Annotated in this window: 25 protein-coding genes; 7 read left to right on the top strand and 18 right to left on the bottom strand. The window is 47.4% G+C overall.

The window, feature by feature from the left end; translation table 11 throughout:
- Window positions 1-125 precede the first annotated feature (125 nt).
- Both P9687_RS07090 and P9687_RS07085 read left to right on the top strand, forming a co-directional pair.
- A complete protein-coding gene (locus P9687_RS07090; RefSeq protein ID WP_017551150.1) occupies window positions 126-554 on the top strand; it encodes a MerR family transcriptional regulator in 429 nt (142 codons plus the stop codon).
- A gap of 82 nt (window positions 555-636) precedes the next feature.
- Window positions 637-2019 (top strand): hemolysin family protein, encoded by a 1383-nt coding sequence (locus tag P9687_RS07085; protein ID WP_061565052.1) that lies wholly within the window; start codon window positions 637-639, stop codon window positions 2017-2019.
- A gap of 97 nt (window positions 2020-2116) precedes the next feature.
- Here the strand turns inward: P9687_RS07085 and P9687_RS07080 are convergent, their stop codons facing one another.
- Window positions 2117-2260 (bottom strand): Lmo0850 family protein, encoded by a 144-nt coding sequence (locus P9687_RS07080; protein ID WP_013860706.1) that lies wholly within the window; start codon window positions 2258-2260, stop codon window positions 2117-2119.
- Between the two features lie 352 nt (window positions 2261-2612).
- On the opposite strand from P9687_RS07080, the gene P9687_RS07075 reads away from it, so the two are divergent.
- The 3 genes from P9687_RS07075 (at window position 2613) to P9687_RS07065 (ending at window position 7518) form a co-directional block, all read left to right on the top strand.
- Window positions 2613-4211 carry an SWIM zinc finger family protein gene (locus tag P9687_RS07075; RefSeq protein ID WP_168985767.1) on the top strand — a complete coding sequence of 533 codons (1599 nt, stop codon included), beginning with the start codon at window positions 2613-2615 and terminating at the stop codon, window positions 4209-4211.
- On the top strand, window positions 4195-6996 hold the full coding sequence (locus P9687_RS07070) for a DEAD/DEAH box helicase (RefSeq protein ID WP_017550307.1): 2802 nt from the start codon (window positions 4195-4197) through the stop codon (window positions 6994-6996). The genes P9687_RS07075 and P9687_RS07070 overlap by 17 nt, the downstream gene beginning before the upstream one ends.
- An 87-nt stretch (window positions 6997-7083) precedes the next feature.
- Entirely contained in the window at window positions 7084-7518 is a 435-nt protein-coding gene (locus P9687_RS07065) for a DUF4944 domain-containing protein (protein WP_014096781.1), read from the top strand.
- A gap of 31 nt (window positions 7519-7549) precedes the next feature.
- On the opposite strand, the gene P9687_RS07060 is transcribed toward P9687_RS07065, so the two are convergent.
- Window positions 7550-7972 (bottom strand): YwpF-like family protein, encoded by a 423-nt coding sequence (locus P9687_RS07060; protein WP_014096780.1) that lies wholly within the window; start codon window positions 7970-7972, stop codon window positions 7550-7552.
- Between the two features lie 306 nt (window positions 7973-8278).
- On the opposite strand from P9687_RS07060, the gene P9687_RS07055 reads away from it, so the two are divergent.
- Together P9687_RS07055 and P9687_RS07050 are read left to right on the top strand one after the other, a co-directional pair.
- The gene (locus tag P9687_RS07055; protein WP_014096779.1) at window positions 8279-8638 is read left to right on the top strand and encodes a single-stranded DNA-binding protein; all 360 of its coding nucleotides are present in this window, start codon (window positions 8279-8281) and stop codon (window positions 8636-8638) included.
- 6 nt (window positions 8639-8644) lie between these two features.
- Window positions 8645-8809 (top strand): hypothetical protein, encoded by a 165-nt coding sequence (locus P9687_RS07050; RefSeq protein ID WP_013860712.1) that lies wholly within the window; start codon window positions 8645-8647, stop codon window positions 8807-8809.
- Window positions 8810-8993: 184 nt separating this feature from the next.
- Here the strand turns inward: P9687_RS07050 and fabZ are convergent, their stop codons facing one another.
- The 16 genes from fabZ to atpF form a co-directional block, all read right to left on the bottom strand.
- On the bottom strand, window positions 8994-9419 hold the full coding sequence (gene fabZ / locus P9687_RS07045; protein WP_014096778.1) for a 3-hydroxyacyl-ACP dehydratase FabZ: 426 nt from the start codon (window positions 9417-9419) through the stop codon (window positions 8994-8996).
- Between the two features lie 127 nt (window positions 9420-9546).
- Window positions 9547-10377, bottom strand: coding sequence for a flagellar hook-basal body protein (locus P9687_RS07040; protein ID WP_014096777.1), 831 nt, complete (start codon window positions 10375-10377; stop codon window positions 9547-9549).
- A gap of 27 nt (window positions 10378-10404) precedes the next feature.
- Window positions 10405-11193 (bottom strand): flagellar hook-basal body protein, encoded by a 789-nt coding sequence (locus tag P9687_RS07035; RefSeq protein ID WP_014096776.1) that lies wholly within the window; start codon window positions 11191-11193, stop codon window positions 10405-10407.
- A 38-nt stretch (window positions 11194-11231) separates the two neighbouring features.
- Complete coding sequence (locus P9687_RS07030) at window positions 11232-12233, bottom strand: rod shape-determining protein (RefSeq protein ID WP_014096775.1); 1002 nt, start codon at window positions 12231-12233, stop codon at window positions 11232-11234.
- Window positions 12234-12621: 388 nt separating this feature from the next.
- Entirely contained in the window at window positions 12622-12888 is a 267-nt protein-coding gene (spoIIID, locus tag P9687_RS07025) for a sporulation transcriptional regulator SpoIIID (RefSeq protein WP_014096774.1), read from the bottom strand.
- Window positions 12889-13217: 329 nt separating this feature from the next.
- The gene (locus P9687_RS07020; protein ID WP_017550310.1) at window positions 13218-13988 is read right to left on the bottom strand and encodes a M23 family metallopeptidase; all 771 of its coding nucleotides are present in this window, start codon (window positions 13986-13988) and stop codon (window positions 13218-13220) included.
- A gap of 82 nt (window positions 13989-14070) precedes the next feature.
- Window positions 14071-15081, bottom strand: a complete 1011-nt coding sequence (spoIID, locus tag P9687_RS07015; protein ID WP_017550311.1) for a stage II sporulation protein D — start codon at window positions 15079-15081, stop codon at window positions 14071-14073.
- Window positions 15082-15476: 395 nt separating this feature from the next.
- Window positions 15477-16790, bottom strand: coding sequence for a UDP-N-acetylglucosamine 1-carboxyvinyltransferase (gene murA / locus P9687_RS07010; RefSeq protein ID WP_014096771.1), 1314 nt, complete (start codon window positions 16788-16790; stop codon window positions 15477-15479).
- 32 nt (window positions 16791-16822) lie between these two features.
- Window positions 16823-17563, bottom strand: coding sequence for a YwmB family TATA-box binding protein (locus P9687_RS07005; RefSeq protein WP_061577332.1), 741 nt, complete (start codon window positions 17561-17563; stop codon window positions 16823-16825).
- A gap of 232 nt (window positions 17564-17795) precedes the next feature.
- Window positions 17796-18032 carry a DUF1146 family protein gene (locus P9687_RS07000; protein WP_014096769.1) on the bottom strand — a complete coding sequence of 79 codons (237 nt, stop codon included), beginning with the start codon at window positions 18030-18032 and terminating at the stop codon, window positions 17796-17798.
- 133 nt (window positions 18033-18165) lie between these two features.
- On the bottom strand, window positions 18166-18576 hold the full coding sequence (locus P9687_RS06995) for a F0F1 ATP synthase subunit epsilon (protein WP_014096768.1): 411 nt from the start codon (window positions 18574-18576) through the stop codon (window positions 18166-18168).
- 22 nt (window positions 18577-18598) lie between these two features.
- Window positions 18599-20020, bottom strand: coding sequence for a F0F1 ATP synthase subunit beta (gene atpD, locus P9687_RS06990; protein ID WP_014096767.1), 1422 nt, complete (start codon window positions 20018-20020; stop codon window positions 18599-18601).
- Window positions 20021-20095: 75 nt separating this feature from the next.
- Window positions 20096-20953, bottom strand: coding sequence for an ATP synthase F1 subunit gamma (gene atpG, locus P9687_RS06985; protein ID WP_014096766.1), 858 nt, complete (start codon window positions 20951-20953; stop codon window positions 20096-20098).
- Between the two features lie 146 nt (window positions 20954-21099).
- Window positions 21100-22614 (bottom strand): F0F1 ATP synthase subunit alpha, encoded by a 1515-nt coding sequence (gene atpA, locus P9687_RS06980; protein ID WP_014096765.1) that lies wholly within the window; start codon window positions 22612-22614, stop codon window positions 21100-21102.
- A 23-nt stretch (window positions 22615-22637) separates the two neighbouring features.
- A complete protein-coding gene (locus P9687_RS06975) occupies window positions 22638-23174 on the bottom strand; it encodes a F0F1 ATP synthase subunit delta (protein WP_014096764.1) in 537 nt (178 codons plus the stop codon).
- Window positions 23171-23692, bottom strand: coding sequence for a F0F1 ATP synthase subunit B (atpF, locus tag P9687_RS06970; protein ID WP_014096763.1), 522 nt, complete (start codon window positions 23690-23692; stop codon window positions 23171-23173). The genes P9687_RS06975 and atpF overlap by 4 nt, the downstream gene beginning before the upstream one ends.
- Window positions 23693-23696: the final 4 nt, after the last annotated feature.

Below are 23696 nucleotides of genomic sequence, written 5' to 3'. Positions count from 1 at the left end.
TAAATTGAATTTTCCTAATTACATTTTATTTCTAACCGATACGTTTGACTGTATGGTATTTATGTTTTATAATAGTCGTAATATAAGTGTGCTTTTTCAGAGATTGGGGTGATTCCAATGGGGCTTTGTACCGCATCGGGGAATTAGCATCCATTGCCAATGTTTCAAAACGGACCATTGATTACTACACCCGGCTCGGGCTGTTAAAACCACAACGTACCGGTGCAAATTACCGGATTTATGACGAAAACGCCGTAAACGAACTGCAGTTTATAGAAGAATGCAAAAAAATGCATCTTCCGCTGAAGGCGATCCGGGCCAAACTGGAATGCAGAAGGAACGGCATATTGAATGCACATGCCTTAATCCAGCAATTGAACCTCTTCTCCGAACAGCTAAAACAGCTCAATACGGAACTGAAGGATATAACACCGAATCTGGAAAAACTGCCGGAAGCGCAAAAAGAAACATTGCGCAATCAATTATCGGGAGACAGCCTGGCACTCGTCCAGTCCCTTTCCTCCATTTTAAACAGGGAAGTGGTTTGGCACTAAAATCGGGAATAGAATCATTCAATTTTGTAAAAATACAGGAGGTGACTCCTGCCCCGTCTCTATTCGGAGCAGGGAAACTTATTTGGACATATTTAAATTGGTGCTGATTTTTATATTAATCGCACTTTCCGCTTTTTTTGTAGCTTCAGAGTTTGCAATCGTAAAGATTAGAAGTTCCCGGATTGACCAACTCATCGAAGAAGGAAACAAAAAAGCGATTTCGGTAAAAAACATCATCACAAATCTTGATGAGTATTTATCGACCTGCCAATTGGGCATCACCATCATTTCGCTTCTGATCGGATGGATCGGAGAAGAAACCGTATCGCATCTTCTCGCCCCCGTGTTCGGGCTGTTGCATCTTCCGGAGTCTTTTGGCGCCGTTTTCTCCGTCATCCTTGCCTTTGCTGTCATTACCTTTGTGCATGTTGTGGCAGGAGAACTTGCACCAAAAACAGTTGCGATTCAAAAAGCGGAAACCATTGTGTTTCTTGCAGCAAAGCCGTTAATTTTGTTCCACAGGCTGATGTACCCGTTTATTTGGCTATTGAACAGTTCTGCCGGCCTGATTACAAAAATGGTTGGGATGGAATCCGCATCCCGGCATGACGTCGCCCATACGGAAGAGGAATTGCGGTTTATCCTGTCTGAAAGCTATAAAAATGGTGAAATCAATCAATCAGAGTTTAAATATGTAAATAAAATTTTTGAGTTTGATAACCGGATTGCGAAAGAAATTATGGTGCCAAGAACCGAGATTGTCTCCCTTTCCAAAGGTGATTCCCTCCGGACGTTCATGGACCTCGTGCAGGAAGAACGGTTTACCCGCTACCCTGTCATTGACGGAGATAAGGACCATATTATCGGGATCATCAATTTAAAGGAAGTCTTAACCGATGTACTGAAAAAACAGGCTCCCCCTTCGTCACTGGAAGCGTATGTCCGGCCGATTATCCGCGTGATCGACACGATTCCGATTAATGAGCTGCTCGTCATGATGCAAAAAGAGCGCATTCACATGGCCGTCTTGCTTGATGAATACGGCGGCACGAGCGGCATTGTGACGGTCGAGGATATTTTGGAGGAAATCGTCGGTGAAATCCGTGACGAATTTGACATGGATGAGGTGCCGCTGATCCGGAAAGTCAAGGACGGTCACTTTATTATCGACTCGAAAGTACTGATCAGTGAAGTGAATGACCTGCTCGGCACACAAATTTCCGATGAAGACATTGATACCCTCGGCGGCTGGATTTTAACCAAAAAGATCGAGGCGAAGCAGGGCGACACGGTTGAATTCGGGGATTACACCTTTACGATCAGTGAAATGGAAGATATGCATATCCGCTATATCGAGGTGAAAAAGAAAGCGGCACGGCCGGCGGTTCAAACTGCAAAACAGGAACCCGTGTCCATGCTTCAAAATGAATCCGGACATCCTGAAATGTTAAAAGCTTTTGAGTAATGGAAGGCAGCAAAAACCTGCCTCGGTGCAAGCCAAAACCAAAAAAACGCGGACGATCGCTTGGTCGCCCGCGTTTTTCCGCTCCGCAAAACAGGAATTAATGTTTTTTGTAAACCGGTTGCAACTTTCTCCCTTCCAGCACTTCGAACAATTCCAGCCGGGATTTCGTAAAAGAGGTTTTAATTCCCATTTCCGAAAAAGCCGATATCATCTTTATTAAATGATCATGGTTTTTTTTCATACGACCACCTCATCTATCATGGATTTCCGTACTGTTTCCTTATCTGTATATGTATTCCCATCTATATAGGATTTTACACGGCATTTCTTAAAGTTTTATGAAAATTTTCTTGTCTTACTCTTAATATAGCAAAAAAATTAAAAAAATATAAGGGTTTTCATCAAAATTGTTTGATTTCCTTTCATAAGTCTGCGAGAAGAACAAATAGACCGGTTGCGGCTGCCCTCTTTTCCGCACTGGACATCAACAGAAATGTGTATTATGCTAAATAGTTGAATTATCACTTGCCACAAACCGAAGCAGCCTGTCTGCTTTTCGTTTTACATATTTTTCCAAGGAAGTGTGTCGCCCTATGGCCGCCTTACTGAACGATTATGCCACAAAACTTCAGAACCGGTTGCAGCCGGAGCGCGAATCCCACCAGAAACTGGTGCAAAAAGGGCTGCTGTTGTACCGCCAGCATCTCGTCCATGCCAAACGGGTTTCGGGGCGGTTTTTGCGCGGGAAAGTCCAGGATGTGACACCGGTGGATTGCGAGCTGGACCTGCTTGACCCGTTGAATTTTGACTGTGCCTGCCCCCATGACGGTTTTTGCCGCCACCTGATGGCTTTGTTTTTCTCTGCCTACAGTGAAGCAAACAGTGTATTCGACTGGGTCCGCGAGTGGAAGCGCCGCAGTACGGACGGGGACATCCTGCAATCCGTGAAGCGGGCAAGCGATTTGCTGGAGAAAAAAAAGCCGGAAACAACCGGGCAAACCATCAGCATGTGGCTGGATGATTTCCATACCGCGTTTGAAGAGATCAATGTGAAGGATGAATTTCTTCTCGATCTCTCGGCAAGGGAAGTTTACCGCCGGCTCACCCTTTTTTTGCCGGTCGAACGGGAATGGGAACCGCTTTACAGACTGGCCGCTGCCTATGAATTGTTTAAATACCTTCACACGGTTTGTTTGAAAAATGGCTTTTTTTCGTCCGCGGCTCTCATGCAGTTTTTGGCCGGCGAAGCGGAAGAGGCGGCAAACCGGCTGTCGTCCGCAGCGCTCCCGTTTGCTTTTGATCCGTTTATTGCTTATTTTCGCGAGAACACCCGCGAGCTGGCGGACAGTGCATCCATCTATGAACTGGAAACCGTTGATTTTTACCGGATGCTCTGGTCGCGCCTGCTCAAGAAAGAAAATTGGCGGAAAGAGGAAGAGGCGCGTTTAAGAAAGGAAATTTTAAACAGCATTGACGCCGGTGAAAACCTCTCCACTCTGAAGGTGCTCTGCTTTATACATCTCGCCTTTTTGCTCGGGAATGACGACACCGCGCTGTTTTTTCTCGGGCAGCTGGCTGCAAGCGGCGCCCATACAGCCGTATATATGCCGTACTGGTTTTTGGAACTGAAAGCAGATGAGAGGCTGTCCCGCTATATTTCCGCCGCCGTGCCGATGATCCCGCGCCTTTTGGAAACATGCGGGGATGACTATGACAAGGCTGCCTATATGCGAATGTTTTTCCGCTCCATCAATGAACAGGCGCTCTCCGCCCAGCAGCTGAAATTACTGGAAAAACTGTACCGCGCCTTTTTGCCTGTCAGCGCCCCGAAATACGGGGATATTTTATTTTTATCCGCAAGATACAGGGAGTGGGCGGAACTCCAGACACTGATCGGCAATACACCCGAGGATATGGCAAAAGAAAAACTCGAACGGGTTGCAAAGCAAGCACCTGAAGTCCTCCTCCCTCTTTACCACCGGGCGGTCGGCATCTGTATCGGGGAAAAAAACCGGAAGTCCTATCAAAAAGCCGTCCGCTATTTGAAAAAATTAAAAGCCATTTACCGGAAACGCCATGAAGAGGAAAGGTGGTACGCATTCTTTGACGAAATCAAGGAACGGACAAAACGGATGCGCGCTTTTCAGGAAGAATGCAGGAGGGGAAATTTGACCGATGCAGATGGAATATGATGTAAAAATCAATATACAACCGGATCCGGGCGGGCGTTATTTCTTATATGCCGAAGACCGGGCCGGAAACGAAGCCGATCCTTCCTACTGGGCGCCGTCTTTGTTGATGTGGCATGAAGAAAGTTTTTATGGCGCCTTCATACCGTACACGCGTTTCGGAAACCGCAGCGGGATTTTGGCCGACAGCTTTACGCTTTTGTCCCTGCTCGGAAAAGAAGGTTTCAGTTCGATGTTGCGATGGGATTGGGATGAACGCGGGCAAATTTATCTTGCTGTGGCTCCCGTGCTGCTTGATGCCGTTTTAAGCGGCGGCTGGCTTGCGACAGCGGCTGCACTTCCGGAAGAAGAAGCATGGGCGATAGAGCTGCCTGATACCGTCATCCACGAGTTCAACCCGTCATTTTGGGACCGGGAGCTGGATGAAAAACCTTTGTCGCGCGTGCTCTCCGAATGGTACGGAGAAGCGGCCCGTTCTTTTATCGCCAGCCGGCCGCAATTGAAGCGGCAATTCATGGAGCTGAAAAAATCAGGCTTTACAAACCAGGAACTCACCTCCTATTTTGACAAGCGACGCTTTCAACTATGGGCGGGCGAAGCGTCCCTCCCCTTTACAATTGGGATCCGCCTTTTTGAACCTGACACGGATGGGGGGTACTGGAAGCTTGAGACCGTGTTGCGCGACCGTGATAAACCGGAACGGCTGCTCGTCTACCCTCGGCAAAAGCTGTATAAAAAATGGCAGCCATTTGAAGAAGAGATCCGGCTCGAACAGGCAAGATGGGGAAAATTGTTCCCTTGGCTTCATGATGAAAACGGGCAGCTGCGCAATGAACTCGAAGAAAACCAAGCATGGGCATTCTTCGTTCACGCCAGCGAAAAGCTTCTCCCGCTCGGTGTCGAAATTATGCTGCCGTCCTGGTGGTCATCCGTTAAAAACGCCAATATGCGGCTGAAAGCTAAACTGAAAAAAAACACAAGCTACCGGTCTTTTTTTAATCTTAATACGGTGCTCGAATTTGACTGGCGGATTTCCTTAAATGGGGCAGAAATGAGCGAAGAAGCGTTCCAAAATCTGATCAACAAGGGGCGCCGCTTTGTGAAAGCGGGAGACGAGTGGATCACACTTGATCCGAAGATGATTCGATCGCTGCAGGCGCTTATGGAAAAAGCCAAAAAAGAGGGGCTCCATCTTCAGGATCTGCTCGCACAAACTTCCGAATCCGAAGAGGAAACGGATGAAGAAGAAACAGAGGATGTGCAGGCGCTCGCCCGGATTCAAATTGAACTGAACCAGTCATTAAAAAAGTTTATCCGAAAGCTTTCCAATCTGACCGAAATGCCATCCGTCCCGATCCCGCCCGGATTTCAGGGCGATTTGCGGCCGTACCAGCAGCTCGGCTTAAACTGGCTTGCCTTTTTGCGTGATTGCGGGTTTGGCGCCGTACTGGCAGACGATATGGGGCTTGGGAAAACCGTGCAGCTGATCGCTTACCTTCTCCATGTGAAATATACGAAACAGCCGGAAAAACCGGCGCTTATCATCTGTCCGACATCTGTCCTCGGCAACTGGCAGCGGGAAATCGAAAAATTTGGAAACAGCTTAAATGTCGCCCTCCATTACGGACCGAACCGGGAAAAAGAAAAACTGGGGGATTACTATCAACATGCCGATGTTGTACTGACGAGCTACGGGATTGCCAACCTTGATTTCGAGGCATTGTCAGCTGTGGAATGGAGCACGATCGCCCTTGATGAAGCGCAAAACATTAAAAATGCGGAGACGAAACAGTCGCGGGCGATCCGGAAACTAAAGGGCAGGCACTATATTGCTTTGACCGGCACCCCGATGGAAAACCGGCTCTCAGAACTGTGGGCGATCTTTGATTTTACCAATAAAGGCTATTTGGGCACGTTCAGGCAGTTCCAAAAACGGTTCATCGCCCCGATCGAAAAGGATGGATCGAAAGAAAAAATCCGCGAGCTTAAGCGCCTCATTCAGCCGTTTTTGCTACGCCGGACGAAAAAAGATCCGGATGTGGAACTGAATCTGCCCGAAAAGCTGGAGCAAAAAGAATATTGCCCGCTGACGGCGGAGCAGGCGGCTCTGTATGAAGAAACGGTGCAAAATGCTTTTAAGGGGATCGACCAGCTGAGCGGGCTTGGCAGAAGAGCGCTGATTTTGCAGATGCTGAACCGGCTGAAGCAGCTGTGCAACCATCCTGCCCTGTTTCTGAAAGAAGAAAAACCGGCGCACCTTTTGGAACGGTCATTTAAATTGGAAAAACTGGCCACGCTGACAGAAGCCATTTTGAATACGGGAGAATCATGCCTGATTTTCACCCAGTATATCGGGATGGGCCAGATGATTCGGCAAATGATGAAGGAGCTGTTCGGTCTTGACGTTCCGTTTTTAAACGGAAGCATGCCGAAAGCAAAACGCGACCAGTTGATCCGTGATTTTCAAAACAAGGCGTTCCCTGTTTTTCTCCTGAGCTTAAAAGCCGGGGGAACGGGCTTGAACTTAACAGCGGCCAATCATGTCATTCATTATGACCGCTGGTGGAACCCGGCTGTTGAAAACCAGGCAACAGACAGGGCGCATCGCATCGGACAGCAGCGGTTTGTCCATGTCCATAAATTGATTGCGACCGGCACACTTGAAGAAAAGATTGACGCCATGCTTGAAAAAAAACAGGCACTGAACGACGAAATTATCCAAAGTGACAACTGGGTAACTGAGCTGTCCGATGACGAATTGAAACATTTGGTTTTGCTGCAAAGTTAAAGGGAGAGGAGTACCACTTTATGCCTCCTCCCCTTCCGTTATTTTTTGAATATTTATTATTATCTATGAAAAGGAGGGGACGTAACCATGAAAAAGTCTTGGGCTATTATTGGTATCATTGCTGCCGTTGTTGTTATTGGAATCATAGTTGGTGTGGTTGTTTATGAAAAGGAAAAGCCCAGCTATCCAAAATGGGTGGGCCACAGTAAGAGCGGCAAATGGACTGCTGTATTATCGTATAACGGAGAGAAATATGAGGATGTTAACTATTCTGGAGATTTCATTTGGAATGGCTCCAAAAAAGAAAAAAAGAAAGTGTATGTCTTGAAATCGCAATATTGGATCGGTGGTAAAATGGAAGTTGGAGACAAAACGGAAGTGAAAGAAAGAGTGTCACCGGACACCGGATTTGTGGAGTATACAGATGCGCCGAAAAAAGGAGAACATCCAAAAGTCATTATCTATTGGGAAGAAAATAACAAAGTCCATAAGGAAGTCATTCCATTAAAAAAGAAAAAATAGTGCTGAAAAATACACGTAAAGCCGCTCTGTTTTATGACGCAGAGCGGCCTTTTCCGTTTAATCTTTCTTTAAATGCCTCAATTAATTGCTCGCCTTCATACCCTTCGCGGACCAGCTCCTCGAGCAGTTTTTCCGCATACGCGATCCGTCTCGAGCGCATTTTCCCTTCGAGCAGAACGCTGATCGTCCCGTCAAATTCTCTTATTCCCCTAACCCGGGTCGAAAGCGGTGCCGGATCATTGTTCTCGTAAGTGATCACGACTTCGGTATCAAGCTCCGTCTGCTGCTTTTCTCTTTCCGCAAAAAACGGCAAATACTTGCGCTCCGTGTACGCTTCAATCAGCCAGGTGCCCCTTCCGTCTTCCTTGTTCAGAATCAACCCGTCAATCAACGGAATCGACACCCGTTCGCCGTCATTCAAAATGGTAAGTGACAGGATCTTAAATGTTTTCATCCCTTTCCTCCCTATTCGTTTGTAAAAATTATAACATACATCCAACCTACGATCACCGATCACGCCAAGTTTCTCCCCTCGTCTCAAAAGACCGGTGACTGCCATGTTTTTGCCGGCCGACAATGCCCATCTCCATACGAAAAAAATTTTAAATTATACCATATCCCTTTTTTGTCGCCGAAATTTGTAAAAATCACGCGTGAAAAATTGATTTTTGCCCGAAAAAAGGGGGCGATTTTTGAAAAATGACGATTTTACACGAAAATGGAAAGCCGGTAAGATAAATGCAGGAAGGGGGTGGCACAGTTGATTAACCAGGTCACATTAGTTGGAAGGCTTACAAAAGATCCGGATCTTCACTACACGGCAGATGGAAAACCGGTGTTAAATGTTACGCTTGCCTTAAACCGCCATTACCGGAACCAATTTGGCGAAACGTTAACCGATTTTGTCCAATGTACCCTTTGGAATAAAATCGCAGAAAACACAAGCAAATATTGCGCAAAAGGTTCCATGCTCGGCATTACCGGTCGGATTCAGACCCGCCATTATGATAATAAAGAAGGAAAAAGGGTTTATGTCACCGAAGTCATTGCCGACACAGTCCAATTTTTAAGCAAACGGCCGGAAAACAAGCCGCTGCAAAAAACCGGTCAGGGAGGGTAGCATGCAATGGAAGATGCAGCAAAACGGTTGGATGCACTTGAGCGGGTCTTAGCGGATATGATCGTCAAGCAGGGCATGCTGAACCGGCAGCTTGCACTTTTGATGCAGGAAGTAAAACGGATAGAGGAAGAGAGCCGCAAAATGCCCGCACTCGTGCCACACCTGAAGTAACGTAAGAGTTTTCCTTTCCTAACTTTTTTCCATTTACCAGTTCCTAAATGTTTCTCCTATTTTGCCCCATCAGAGAGAATGTGTTTGTTATCAATACCGATCCTCTTCTTATCCCCTTTTCTTTTTTGTCAGCTGGACATCCGGCTGATTTTTTTTCGGGAAAAAGCGGCCTGGTGCCCCGTCTTTATTTTTCAAGCGCAAACATGATTTCCGCTTCACAGGCAAGCTCCCCGTCGACGGTGGCAACCGCTTTGCCTTTTCCGACCGGCCCTTTCAAGCGGATGATTTCCACTTCGAGATGAAGCTGGTCTCCCGGTTTCACCTGGCGTTTAAACCGGCATTTGTCAATCCCTGCAAAAAGCGCAAGTTTCCCGCGGTTTTCTTCCTTTTTTAACATGGCGACAGCGCCCACTTGTGCGAGCGCCTCCACAATCAATACACCCGGCATGACCGGATAGGACGGGAAGTGGCCGGCAAAAAAGGGTTCATTTCCAGATACATTTTTGATTCCAACCGCACGTTTTCCTTCTTCCACTTCAAGAATACGATCAATCAATAAAAAAGGATAACGATGCGGGAGAATGTCTTTAATTTGTTGCAAATCCAACATTGGCAAAAATCCTCCATTTTCAGTTTCAATCCGGGAGCGAACAAGGCGGGGGCAGGATCCAAACAGCTGCCTTCCCCGGGATCCGCCTTAAAGTGCAAGACAGCTGTTTTCCGTAAAAAACGAATCATCAGGAACGGATGTTATTTACAAGGCCCATCATCTGGTCGGACAATGTAATCGTCTTTGACTGGAACTGATACAACCGTTCTGTTTTCGTTAGCTCCGTTATTTCAGTGGAAAGGTCGACATTCGATTTTTCAAGCACGCCCTGCTGCATAGAAATCTGGCTGCGGGTTGCACCTGTCAAATCTGTGTACACATTTGCCGCATTAACGTTTTGCGGCAGTCTCAGCAAGTTGTTCCCGACCTGTTCCAGCACTTGCGGATTGCGCATTTGGACAACGCCGAGGTTAAAGCTTTCCCGCGTGCCATCACTGTATGCCACCTGCAAGGTCCCGTTTGGCCTGATCGCGTAATCTGCTACATTGCCCCGAAATGTAATCATCGCGTTATGCTCATCCAGGACAGGGTTCCCGTTCGCATCAGTGAGCACACTTCTATTGTTTCCGAGCGGGGACACTTCCAATGCGCCATTGCGCGTAAATGCCACTTCATCACTGCCATTTGCCCGGGCAAGCACTTTTAAATACTGGTTTTCTTTTGTAAAGGCCATATCAAGGGCGCGTCCGGTATGTTCAAGTGCCCCCTGCGATGGGGAAATGACCGCTTGTGCCAGTTTTGCCCCCGTGCCGGTCCGGATGCCGTACGGCGTTTTTCTGCCTGTTTCTTTGGATGTATCCGGCTGGTTGTTGATTTGCTGGACGAGCAGATCGGTAAAGCTCGCCTGTTTGCTTTTATAGCCGTTTGTATCCACATTGGCAACATTATGGCTGATGGTATCGATTTTGTCCTGCAACTGCCTGAGCGTGTTCGTTGCTGTCAGCATGGATTGATTCATGGCGCTATTTCACCCTACCATTCTCCGTTATACTTTTCCTACGTCGTTTACGGCTTTGCCGAGGCTTGCATCATAAGCCTGCAGTACTTTTTGATTGGCTTCAAAAGAGCGGTAAGCACTCATCATATCTGTCATTGTTTTTGTCTCATCGACATTGGAAGATTCCAGGAAGCCCTGCTTGATTTGAAAGCCATTTTGGCCTGCAGCCGGCAGCGCCCCGTTATTCGCGAGCGTATATAAACCGTCGCCTGTTTTCTCAAGCTGTGCCGGATTTTGGGCGTAAGCAAGGCCAATCGTACCTGCATAGCGCCCGTTCTCCGTTACCGCGCCAGCCGCATCGACGGAAAAATCGGTTCCCCCTGTCCGAATCCGTCCCCCGTTTTCATCCAGCACATAATGGCCGGAAGCGGTCGTTAAATAGCCTTCCGGGTTTACCGTGAAATTCCCGTTCCGCGTATAGACTTCATGGCCGTTGCCATCATCGATGCGGAAGAACAGGCTCCCCTCCGGTGAAGCTTGATCGAATATGGCCAAATCGGTCCGGTTGCCTGTTTCTTCAAGGTCGCCCTGTTTAAAAAGCGGCAGTGTTTCCTGCATGTAAACACCGGTCGCAAGTGACCCGACCGATTTCACCACTTCGCCTGTTGTCCCGTTTTTATCCATATAACTGAGCAGCATTTTCGGGAAAGAGCGGATCGATGACTGGTCCGTTTTATATCCCGGCGTATCTGCGTTGGATAAATTATTGGCGAGCAAATCCGTTTTCCGCTGCTGGGCGATCATCCCGGAAGCCGCTGTATACAAACCCCGTAACATTGCCATTCACCTCGCTGGAGCATTCATCAAACGTTTGATTAAACGAGTTTTCTTTTTGAAATTTTATCGATATTTTCAAGCATGACGCCTGTTCCGATCGCTACAGAACTCATCGGATTTTCGGCAACAAGGACCGGTACTTTAATTTCTTCGGCAAGCAATTGGTCAATACCGTGCAAAAGGGCCCCACCGCCTGTTAAAATGACACCACGATCAATGATGTCGGCTGACAGTTCAGGAGGCGTTTTCTCCAAAACGTTTTTCGTGGCGTGGACAATGATGGATACGGATTCACGCAGCGCTTTTTCAATTTCAGCAGATTTAATCGTAATCGTCCGCGGCAAGCCGGAAACCATATCCCTGCCCCGGATGTCCATTTCTTCATTGCGGGCGCCCGGAAATACCGTGCCGATATTCATCTTGATATTCTCCGCCGTCCGTTCGCCGATCAGCAGTTTGTACTCCCGTTTTATATACTGCAGAATTTCATTGTCAAATTTGTCACCGGCCATTTTGATGGACGAGCTTGTCACGATGTCCCCCATCGATAGTACCGCAATATCCGTCGTGCCGCCGCCGATATCAACCACCATGTTCCCGCTCGGCTGGAAAATGTCCATGCCTGCACCGATGGCCGCCACTTTCGGTTCTTCTTCCAAGTAAACATTTTTCCCGCCGCTTTTTTCTGCTGCCTCGCGGATCGCTTTCTGCTCCACGCTCGTAATATTCGTTGGGCAGCAAATCAAAATGCGCGGTTTCGATAAGAATCCCTTTACATTCAGCTTGTTAATAAAATACCGCAGCATTGTTTCTGTTACGTCAAAATCGGCAATGACACCGTCTTTCAACGGGCGGATGGCGACTATATTGCCTGGTGTCCTGCCAACCATGCGGCGCGCTTCCTCCCCGACCGCGAGCACTTTGTTGGCTGTTTTCTCAATCGCCACAACAGATGGCTCATTCAGCACAATTCCCTGGCCTTTTACGTGGATCAGTACATTCGCGGTACCCAAATCAATTCCGATATCCTTTGCAAACATGTATGTGCTCCTTCCTCGTTTTTCAAACTTTTCTAGGACGATTTATCTATTCGAAGTCTATCATTGTCTGTTATCCCTGATTATTTATTTTAGCATATTTTTGCCGGGTTTCGGGATCATTTGTCAAATTTTATTTTCGGGTATTTTTCAAGCGGGGCGAACGGAAGGGATTTTACAGGGGCCGGTCTTTCAAAAAAGCGGCTTCTGCATGGGTGTCCTTTTTAATTTGCGACAGTTGTTTACCGGATGGAAGCAGCTGCGCACTGTCGCCGGAGTCGTTCCCCAAACGGATCCGGTCCGTAAAAAGAAGCAACCGCGCAATTCGATTGCTTCTTTCAGGGATCATGGAGCCCTCATGAGCCGGAAAGCGCTGCTAACGGTTTTGCTGTTATTCTGTGACTGGATACTCTTCTTTTTTATATTTTTGCTTCGTTGCTTCCCCTCCGCGCAAATGGCGGACAGATTTATGGTAATCGAGGATATCCTTTACCTCATTTGCCAGTTCCGGATTGATTTCCGGCAGCCTTTCCGTCAAATCTTTATGGACAGTACTTTTGGATACGCCAAACTCTTTCGCAATTACGCGAACTGTTTTCCTCGTCTCCACGATATACTTCCCAATCTTGATAGTCCTCTCTTTGATGTAATCGTGCACACTACTCGCCCTCCCCAAAAATTGGATGTGAGGCGTGTGAAATGAGACTCGCTGGATTCAATTTTGTACTGGGTCCCGCAGGCTGTTCATGCTTGCGGCAGAAAGTGAAGCCTTTCTGATGGTGCAGAATATAATCAAGTCTGTAGCGAAGATGTTCCCGTCATTAACGATTCCTCACCTCAAACACTCTCGCTTTTTTGTCAAGTTTGTAACAGTTTATTAGCTTGTGTACCATTTTATGCAAGAAACTGCTTTTTTTACGGGAAGCAGGCGGAAAACATAAAAAAAGGACAGAGGTTTTCTGTCCTGTTTACAGCGCGGGCTGTGTTTTAATGACTTTTCTGGCTGGTTGATGTTTTTTCAGAAGACTGGCTTTGCTTAGACTGGCTGCTATCAGATGAAACTTCCGGCGTTTTGACGTCGCTGACCGTTTTATTGAAGTAGCCTTCCGGATTGACCGCTACATCATCTTTGCGGATTTCAAAATGAAGATGCGTCCCGGCTGCTTTGTTCAGCTCGCTCCGGCCGGCTTTTGCGATCGTTTGTCCTTGCTTAACCGTATCGCCTTCTTTCACCGCAATGTCTTTTACCGATTGGTATTCGGTCGTCACACCTTTGTCATGTTCGACTTCAATGACATTGCCCAAAACAGCGTCTTCCTGCACTTTTGTAACAGTGCCGCCCATTGCAGCGACAACGTCAAATGTTTTGCCATTTTTCATCGTAATGTCGACTCCCTGGTTCGGCTGGTACGTGTTGCCGTATACAACAAGTGCGGCTTCCTGGTCCTTGACGGAAGCATTCGCGTCGTAAAACTTCTTCTCAATCGTGGCCAGTTCAGGTTTTTGTACCGGCATTCTGAAGTTTTCTACCGCTTTGTTTACTTCGATTGCTTCATTGCCGGATCCTTTCTGGCTGATGGATGCATCGTTTTTAAATTTTTCTTTTGCCGAATGGGTTCCAAGCGACTGATACCAAATAATCCCTGTAATCAACAGCACCGCGCTTACTAAATAGATTGCCGGATAGACCCAGCGTTTTTTGAAGAAATTTTTTATGTTCTTTGGTTGAGAAGGCCGTTTCTTTTCTTCCTCTCTCATTTATCATCACCTCAGCAACCATTCTGAACATTTCTTCATTTGTTTATACATCAAGTTTAAAAAATTTTTGTCTCGAAAGGGGTTATTTTTTTGCTAGGGCGCCGGCTCCGGCAATTTGGCTGAATGGCTGAACCGTGACGCCTTGATAATAATACGCCACAATCGCTTTATAATCTTTCCCTTCCTGTGCCATGCCGTTTGCCCCGTACTGGCTCATGCCAACGCCGTGCCCGTATCCTTTCGTTGTAATTTCAATTTCATTTCCTTTTCTTTCCCATGTAAAATCTGAAGAAGGCAGCCCCAGCTTCTCCCTCACCTGCCTGCCGGTGAAAACTTTGCCGGCAATTTTGATTTTCGCCACTCTTTTTCCTTCTGTCCTGGATAAGACGGTTCCCGTATCATTCGCTTGCATCCGGACCCCGAGTTTTTGTTCAAACGCCGTGACAGGGATGGATGTGACTTTCTTGAATTTTGGCGAGGTTTGATCCCACGGGCTTTTCACGCTTTTTAAATATGGAACGGCATTGGACCAGTAATCGCCGGCATTTTCTGTGTAGCCGTTGCTGGTTGAGAAAAACGCTGCATCGATCGGCTTGTTATGGTAAGTGATAATTTCGCCTTCTGTTGCAGCGACCGCTTTGTTGATTTTCTCCATTTTTTCCTGATACGCTTTCCCCCAAACGTTTTTCAGTTCATCCCGGCTCAAATATACCTGGTCGTTGACCGTATCTGTCACATTGGCATTATCCGGCAAATCCCTGTTTCCGCCGTTTAACATCCGGTTGACGATGAAAGTGCGGGCAGTCAGTGCCTGGGCTTTTAATGCCTCAAGTTTAAACGTTGCAGGCATTTCAGCTGCGACCACGCCTGCAACATAGTCTTCCATTGGCACGCGGTCAACCTTTTTCTCCATGCTTCTGTATACGGATACCTGGACGGATGCCGCTTTTTTCTCCTCCTTTGCCGGTTTTTTTTCATGCAATTTTCCGCTCACCTTGTCGTTGTGGAACGGAAGGACGACGAGGGCCGGAATAAGGAAGGAAAAGGCGAGTACGAGGATCGCTGCGACTACAACGGGTTTGATTGGTTTCATGCTGACGCCTCCATATGGTCGAAGTGGTGGAAAGCCTATACTCCAATTTATGGGACGGGACAAGCATTTATGATTAAAAATGCATGCTAGAACATTGTGGGGGACAAGCACGGGGCAAGCCTTTGCCGGCACTGAAAAAAAGCCACCGAACCGTCCGGCGCGCTTATGGGCGAAGGAGGAGAGATGCACACCGGAAAAGTTGCGGGGCGCACGCTTGGGGCAGGAGAGAACGCACTGGCCGGCGTTTCAGCATAAACTGTTCAACAACTATATGAAAAATCAGGACCTATACGTTTGAAACCGGCCCGTTTTGTCCATAATGGGAACAGCGGCAGAAAAATGGCGAAAAAAAAAACCCTGCACATGGGGAATATGTACAGAGGTTTTTATACAAACTAGAGATTGGCGTCAGCAAGCAACTGATCTTGTTTTGCCGGCGCAACTTCCGCTTCATCGTCGACCCTTTCAATGTTGGCCCCAAGTGCAGCCAGTTTTAAATGAAAGTTCAAATAGCCGCGATCCAGATGTTTTAATTCGGTCACCCGGGTGATGCCTTTTGCCGCCAGCCCGGCAATAATTAAAGCGGCGGCTGCCCGCAGGTCTGTTGCGGCAACTTCAGCCCCCTGCAAATTGCACGGCCCGTTCACAATAACCGAACGCCCTTCTATTTTTAAATCCGCATTCATGCGCCGGAATTCTTCCACATGCATGAATCGGTTTTCAAATACCGTTTCCGTAATCACGCTCGTGCCTTCAGCACACAAAAGGAGCGCCATCATTTGCGACTGCATATCGGTCGGAAATCCCGGATAAGGCATTGTCTTGATGTCTACTGCCTTTAATGTTTCCGGGCCGATAACCCGGACGCCGTTCTCTTCTTCAATGATGGTTACACCCATTTCCTCCAGTTTTGCAATTAAGGAAGAAATATGCTCAGGTACCGCACCTTTTACCAACACATTTCCCTTTGTAATCGCAGCAGCAACCATAAATGTCCCTGCTTCAATTCTGTCCGGTATGATGGTATGATCAGCAGCATGCAGCTTCTCCACACCTTCGATCTTGATGGTTCCCGTGCCGGCACCTTTTACATTCGCGCCCATTTCATTCAGGAAATTGGCAAGATCCACAATTTCAGGTTCTTTTGCACAGTTTTCAATGACCGTTTGTCCGTCAGCCAGCGATGCGGCCATCATAATATTCTGGGTTGCGCCGACGCTTGGAAAATCCATATATATTTTCGCGCCATGCAAGCGGCCGGATACCGACGCTTCAATAAAGCCGTTTCCCACATCTACTTTGGCGCCCATTGCTTCAAATCCTTTTAAGTGCAAGTCAATAGGGCGGGATCCGATGGCGCAGCCTCCCGGTAATGCGACCCTTGCTTTCCCGGTTCTTGCCAGTAACGGCCCCAGCACTAAAAAAGATGCCCTCATTTTGCGTACATATTCAAAAGGCGTTTCAATTGATAACTCCCTTGATGCATCTACAGTGATTTCATTCTCCAGAAACGTAACTTCAGCATTCAGGTGGCGCAGCACTTCACTGATTGTAAATACATCGGAGAGTTGTGGTACATCACGTATGATGCTTTTTCCTTCACTTGCCAATAACGATGCAGCGATCACAGGCAATACGGCATTCTTTGCGCCTTCCACTTGAACGGCGCCCTGAAGCCTGTTTCCGCCGCGGACGATGATCTTTTCCAAGAGTATTCCCCTCCGCGTCCATATTCTCTATATTAATATTCAATCGTAATGATGGGTGTGCCAATTACGACCGTTGTCTTACCGCTCAAACCGCTGTTTCGCAAACCGATTTGCACATTCATTTTCCGGTTTTTGGCATGGATATTTTCAGAAAACTTAGGCGAGTATCCGGAAACTGCATAAAAGTTCTTTTCTTCCATTGTTTCAGTTTCTTTCGCATCAAGACGTTTCAGCAGTTGTTCTTTTTTTTCATGTAACAAAACACGATCCATTTTATCACTGAATTCGCCTTTGATACAAGAGAAAACCATGGGCTTTTTCGTAAAAAGCGCTCGAGTGCGGGCAGATACCAGTTGATTGACTTTACGCATTTGCGCGCGGTCCCATCCTTTGCCATTCACTTCATAAATGATATACGAACCGTTTTCAGCATTTGATAGGGTCGACATCAATTTTACGGTTTCGACATAATGGCTTTTTTCCAGCTTGCCCGTGAGCACCTTCACATGCCTGTCCGTTTTTACCGACCAGTGCATTTCAGGGAATGTATCCTGCAATGTCTGCACTTTTTCGGCCCATTCCGGTTCGGACGGCGCCCTCAGGGGTTCTCTTGTATATAAAGACCATTCAGTGACTTTGCCGTTTAATTTTGCAATGGACGCCTGAAATAACTGCAATTGATCCGTAAAATTGGCCGCATCTGTCTTATTCCCCATGAAAATAAGTGTCAAACCTACAATTGCCAAAACCGGATATACAAATCGGAATTTCATCTTTGCGCTCCCCTCTCTCTTATTAAAAGTGTTAACAAGAGAGACGGCAGAAATACCAGGTAAAAGTCGTCAAGTTTTGACACCCTATACACTAGTATAATGAATTTTGTCAAAAAAGCATACCTAAATTGTATGCAACAGATGATTTTTTGGAAACAGGAAAAATGAACCATTTTCCAGCCTCAAAAGAACCAATCAATTGGAATTTTGAAACAATGCTTGACGACACCCGTCATTGGAACAGGAAATGCAGGCGCTGCGCCCACAGCAAATAATCAAGGAAAAAATTGCTGACGCTGTATCCGATTGCGACAGAAAGGAAAATATACAAGAGCCTTGCCTGGACAATGTGGTTTTTCTTTATGATCTTTTCAATGTGGACGGCTTGGAGGATCCAAAACGTCATGCCAATAAAAAATAAATTCACAAGGATGCTGAGCACTGCCTGCGTTCCGAATTCGGCTGTCATCTGTCCTCATTCCCTTCCTGTTTTAGTCCGTTCAGGCGCCTGCCCGGTAAATCAGCCGCTTAAAGAAAAACACCTTCCGAAAAAGCAGAAGGTGCCGTTATTTTGATCATAAAATGACAATATGGAAAAGCGGTTATCTGGAAAAGTGGCGGTAGACATCAATCCGGTTCATCGCGCGTTTTAACGCAAGCTCTGCCCGTTTAAAATCAACATCATCCTGATGGGACTGATGCAATCTTTTTTCTGCGCGCTGCTTTGCTTCTTCCGCCCGCCGGATGTCTATCTGTTCGGGGGTTTCGGCAGCCTGCGCCAGAATGGTCACTTGATTGGACCGTGTTTCCAAAATGCCGCCGCTCACTGCAACCACTTTTTCCTGGTCGCCGTTTTTAAACCGGACAACGCCGATATCAAGCGGCGCAACAAGCGGAACATGCCCGTACAGGATGCCGATCTCGCCGCTTTTGGCCTTTGCAATAACCATTTCTACTTCCGCATTGTATACCGGGCCGTCCGGAGTGACAACACTGGCTTCAAATGTCCTCATTTTGCTTCCTCCCGGTCCCGTATTATACTTTTACACCCATGGCTTCCGCTTTTTTCACAGCATCCTCGATCGTGCCTACGAGGCGGAAAGCATCTTCAGGAAGATGGTCGTATTTCCCTTCAAGAATTTCTTTAAAGCCGCGGACGGTTTCCTTAACCGGCACATAAGATCCAGGCTGGCCTGTGAATTGTTCCGCAACGTGGAAGTTTTGCGACAGGAAGAACTGGATGCGCCGAGCCCGCGCAACAATCATTTTGTCATCTTCGCTCAGTTCGTCCATCCCGAGGATCGCGATAATGTCCTGAAGCTCGCGGTAACGTTGCAATGTTTGCTGTACCTGGCGGGCAACATTGTAATGCTCTTCCCCGACAATTTCAGGGGACAATGCCCTTGATGTCGAAGCGAGCGGATCCACAGCAGGATAAATCCCCATTTCCGACAAACGCCGTTCAAGGTTTGTCGTCGCATCGAGGTGGGCAAATGTTGTGGCCGGAGCCGGGTCAGTATAGTCGTCAGCAGGTACGTAAATCGCCTGAATGGAAGTAATGGAACCTTTATTGGTCGACGTAATCCGTTCCTGCAGCTGACCCATTTCGGTTGCAAGGGTCGGCTGGTAACCTACGGCTGACGGCATACGGCCGAGCAGCGCAGAAACTTCAGAACCTGCCTGTGTGAAACGGAAAATATTATCGATAAAGAGCAATACGTCCTGCCCTTGCTCATCACGGAAATATTCAGCCATCGTCAGCCCTGTTAAAGCGACACGCATCCGTGCGCCAGGCGGTTCGTTCATTTGTCCGAACACCATCGCTGTTTTGGCAATAACGCCGGAATCTTTCATTTCGTAGTAGAGGTCGTTCCCTTCACGTGTCCGTTCTCCTACGCCGGCGAATACGGAAATACCGCCGTGTTCCTGTGCAACGTTGTTAATCAGTTCCTGGATTAACACGGTTTTGCCAACGCCGGCACCGCCGAACAAGCCAATCTTCCCACCTTTGATGTAAGGCGCCAAAAGGTCAACGACTTTAATGCCGGTTTCAAGAATTTCAACCTGCGTGGATAATTGCTCGAAAGAAGGCGCCGGTTTTTGGATCGGGTCGCGTCGCACATTGCCTTTCAGTTCGCCGTCAAGGTCAATGACTTCCCCGAGGACATTAAATACACGGCCAAGGGTTGCTTCCCCTACCGGTACAGAGATCGGCGCACCTGTGTCCACCACTTCCATGCCGCGGCGGATGCCGTCTGTGGAAGCCATCGCAATCGTGCGGACGGCATCATCGCCCAGGTGTAATGCAACTTCCAGTGTGACATTGATATCCACTTCATTGGCATTTTTTGCTTTATAATTGATTTTTAATGCGTTATAAATATCAGGGAGCTGACCATTTTCAAACTTTACGTCAACTACCGGACCCATTACTTGCAGAACGTGTCCAATGCTCATACTGTTCCCTCCTAACTTGCTTGATGGCACATGCCCGTTCCGTTTCGACAAAAGAGCGGTTTGCCAAAACGGAAATTATTCCAGTGCAGCTGCTCCACCGACAATTTCCGTAATTTCCTGTGTGATGGATGCCTGGCGGGCACGGTTATATGTCAATGTCAACGAGTCGATTAATTCAGTTGCATTGTCCGTCGCATTTCTCATTGCAGTCATGCGTGCCGCGTGTTCACTTGCTTTGCTGTCCAGCAGTGCGCCGTAAATGAGGCTTTCTGCGTATTGCGGCAGCAAAACACTCAGGATTTCTTCTGCAGACGGTTCAAATTCATAGGAAATGAGCCGGTTTGTCGTCGTTACATCCGTAAGCGGCAGCAGCCTTTTTTCCGTCACATCCTGGCTAATGGCGCTGACAAAATGGTTGTAATACAAATACAACTCATCAAATGTCCCGTCTTCATACATCGCGACCGTTTTCTTTGTAATATTTTCGATATCCTGGAATGTCGGATGGTCAGACAGGCCGACAATCTGCAGCACAACATTCATCTTTAGACGCCTGAAAAATTCGTATCCTGTACGGCCGATAACAATAATCGCATATTCATCATCAGATTGATGGCGTTCCCGAATGGTCTGGGTTACAAGCCTTAAAACGTTGCTGTTAAAAGCGCCGGCCAGTCCGCGGTCAGATGTGATCACGAAATAACCGGTCCTTTTAACCGGGCGGGAAACAAGCATCGGATGCCGGACGCCGCCTGTCCCCTGGGAAATGCTGACCACTACATCCTGCATTTTCTCCATATAAGGGACAAATGATTTGGCGGACAATTCCGCACGGTTCAGTTTTGCAGCCGACACCATCTGCATGGCCTTCGTAATCTGGCTTGTTTTCTGCGTAGAGTTGATCCGGTTTTTTATATCGCGTAAGGATGCCACTTCACTTCACCACCCTTGTGAGTTAATCAGGATTCCAATCCCGGATTGAAATCCTTTGTCTTATCCGGCCCGTTTGCCCCGGGATGATGCTACAGTGAAAAAAGAACGCATGCTGCATAAGGGTAACGGGGTTCTCTGTCCAATTATTATTGCTGTTCAGATGCTACGAAGGTCTTTTTAAAGGCTTGAATAGCTTCTTTCATTTTTTCATCGTCAGGAAGATTTCCGGTTGTACGGATTTCTTCGAGCAGGGATGCCCGGTTCTGGTCCAGCCAGTCATAAAGTTCCGATTCAAAACGGAGAATGTCTTCCACTGGAATATCGTCCAGCAACCCTTTTGTTAATGCATACAGGATGCATACTTGTTTTTCCACTTTGATTGGCTTGTTCAGATCCTGCTTCAATACTTCAACCGTACGCTGCCCGCGTGCCAGTTTTGCCTGGGTGGCTTTATCCAGATCCGACCCGAATTGGGCAAATGACTCAAGTTCACGGTAAGATGCCAGGTCAAGACGCAGTGTACCGGAAACTTTTTTCATTGCCTTGATTTGTGCGGCACCGCCGACGCGGGATACGGATAACCCTGCATTGATCGCCGGACGGACACCTGAGAAGAACAAGTCGGACTGCAGGAAGATCTGCCCGTCTGTAATCGAAATCACGTTTGTCGGGATGTAAGCCGAAATATCGCCGGCCTGTGTTTCAACGAACGGCAATGCAGTCAATGAACCTCCGCCTTTTGCATCGCTTAATTTGGCAGCACGTTCAAGCAGGCGGGAGTGCAAGTAGAATACATCGCCAGGATAGGCTTCACGGCCCGGCGGACGGCGCAAGAGCAAGGAAAGTTCACGGTAAGCAACAGCCTGTTTGGATAAGTCATCATATACAACAAGCACGTGTTTTCCGTTGTGCATGAATTCTTCACCCATCGCAACACCGGCATACGGAGCCAGGTATTGAAGAGGCGCCGGTTGTGAAGCGGAAGCCGTTACCACAATCGTATAATCCAAAGCTCCGAATTTGCGGAGCGTTTCAACTGTACCGCGGACGGTCGATTCTTTCTGGCCGATCGCAACATAAATACAAATCATGTCCTGGTCTTTTTGGTTTATAATCGTATCAATCGCAATGGTTGTTTTACCGGTTTGGCGGTCGCCGATAATCAATTCCCGCTGTCCGCGGCCGATCGGCACAAGTGCATCGATCGCCTTAATCCCCGTTTGCAGCGGTTCGCTTACCGATTTCCGGTCCATTACGCCAGGCGCTCTTGATTCAATCGGGCGGGTTTTCGTTGTGTTGATGGGTCCGAGCCCGTCAACCGGCTGGCCGAGCGGGTTGACGACACGACCGATCAGTTCCTCCCCGACCGGCACCTGCATGATCCGGCCTGTACGCCTTACTTCATCGCCTTCATGGATTTCGCGGTAAGGACCGAGAATAATGATCCCGACATTACTTTCCTCAAGGTTCTGCGCAAGCCCCATGACGCCGTTGGAAAATTCCAGCAGTTCCCCGGCCATCGCCTGGTCAAGACCGTGTGCACGTGCAATCCCGTCACCGACTTCGATAACGGTACCGACATCGCTCACTTCAATTTCAGACTGGTAATTTTCAATCTGTTTTTTTATCAGCAAGCTGATTTCTTCAGCCTTAATGCTCATAAATCCAGCACCTCATTTCTCACTTAACTGATTAATGTTTTTTCAAGCCGTTCCAATTTTCCGCGCAAACTGCTGTCAAAAATAGAGTTTCCAATTCTGATTTTTAATCCGGCTAGCAGACCGTCATCCACGATATTCTCAATGTTTAAAGACAGCTTTCCGACTTTTTTGGCAAATACTTCGGATATCGCTTTGCTCTCGTCTGCAGAAAGCGGGCGGGCAGAGTAGACAAGTGCATCTGCAATGCCGCGTTCATCATTCACCCGTTCAATAAAAGCACGGCACACCCTAGGAATGAGCTCGTCCCTGTGCCGCTCAGTCAAGAGCAACAACAAATTCAAAGTGAAAGTGGATAATCCGGAAAAAATGTTTTTAAGGATTTCTTGTTTCTTTTCTATCGTCAATTTCGGAGATTTAAGGAGCTTTCGGAACGGTTCGTTTTCCTCAAAAACCTCTTTTACCGCCCGGACTTCTTTTTCGATCTCTTGAAGCTGCCCGTGCTCTTTTGCAAGCTCGAAAAGTGCCGAAGCGTACCGTTTTTCTACCGCCTCATTACTCATTTCATTTCTCCTGCCTCTTTAATAGAATCGAGTATGAATTTCTCGTGGTCTTTCTCGGAAATTTCTTTTTCAATCACTTTAGAGGCAATCATCACGGACAAGGATGCTACCTGTTCACGCAAAGCAGCAACAGCTTTTGCTTTTTCCTGTTCGATTTCAACTTTGGCTGCATCTTTCATGCGTTCTGCTTCCTGACGCGCTGTTGCAACGATATCATCATGCTGCACTTCTGCTTGTTTCCTTGCGTTTTCAATTAAATTCTGACCTTCAACGCGTGCTTCTTTCAGCAACTTGCGCTGTTCTTCCAAAAGCTTGGCTGCTTCTTCGCGGTTTTTTTCCGCCGTTTCAATTTCTTTTGCAATATGTTCCTCACGTTTCCTCATCATTTCGACAAGAGGACCGTAAGCAAATTTTTTCAATAGCAGAAGCAACACAACAAAGATGATGGCCTGGAATAAAATATCGCCTGTGTTGAGCTTCCCTAGCACAAATCCGAGTACTAAATCAGTCTGGGACACCCGG

It is taken from the genome of Weizmannia sp. CD-2023, from assembly GCF_036225245.1.
Classification (GTDB): Bacteria; Bacillota; Bacilli; order Bacillales; family Bacillaceae_C; genus Weizmannia; species Weizmannia faecalis.
This window is presented reverse-complemented; position numbering and strand designations above follow the sequence as displayed.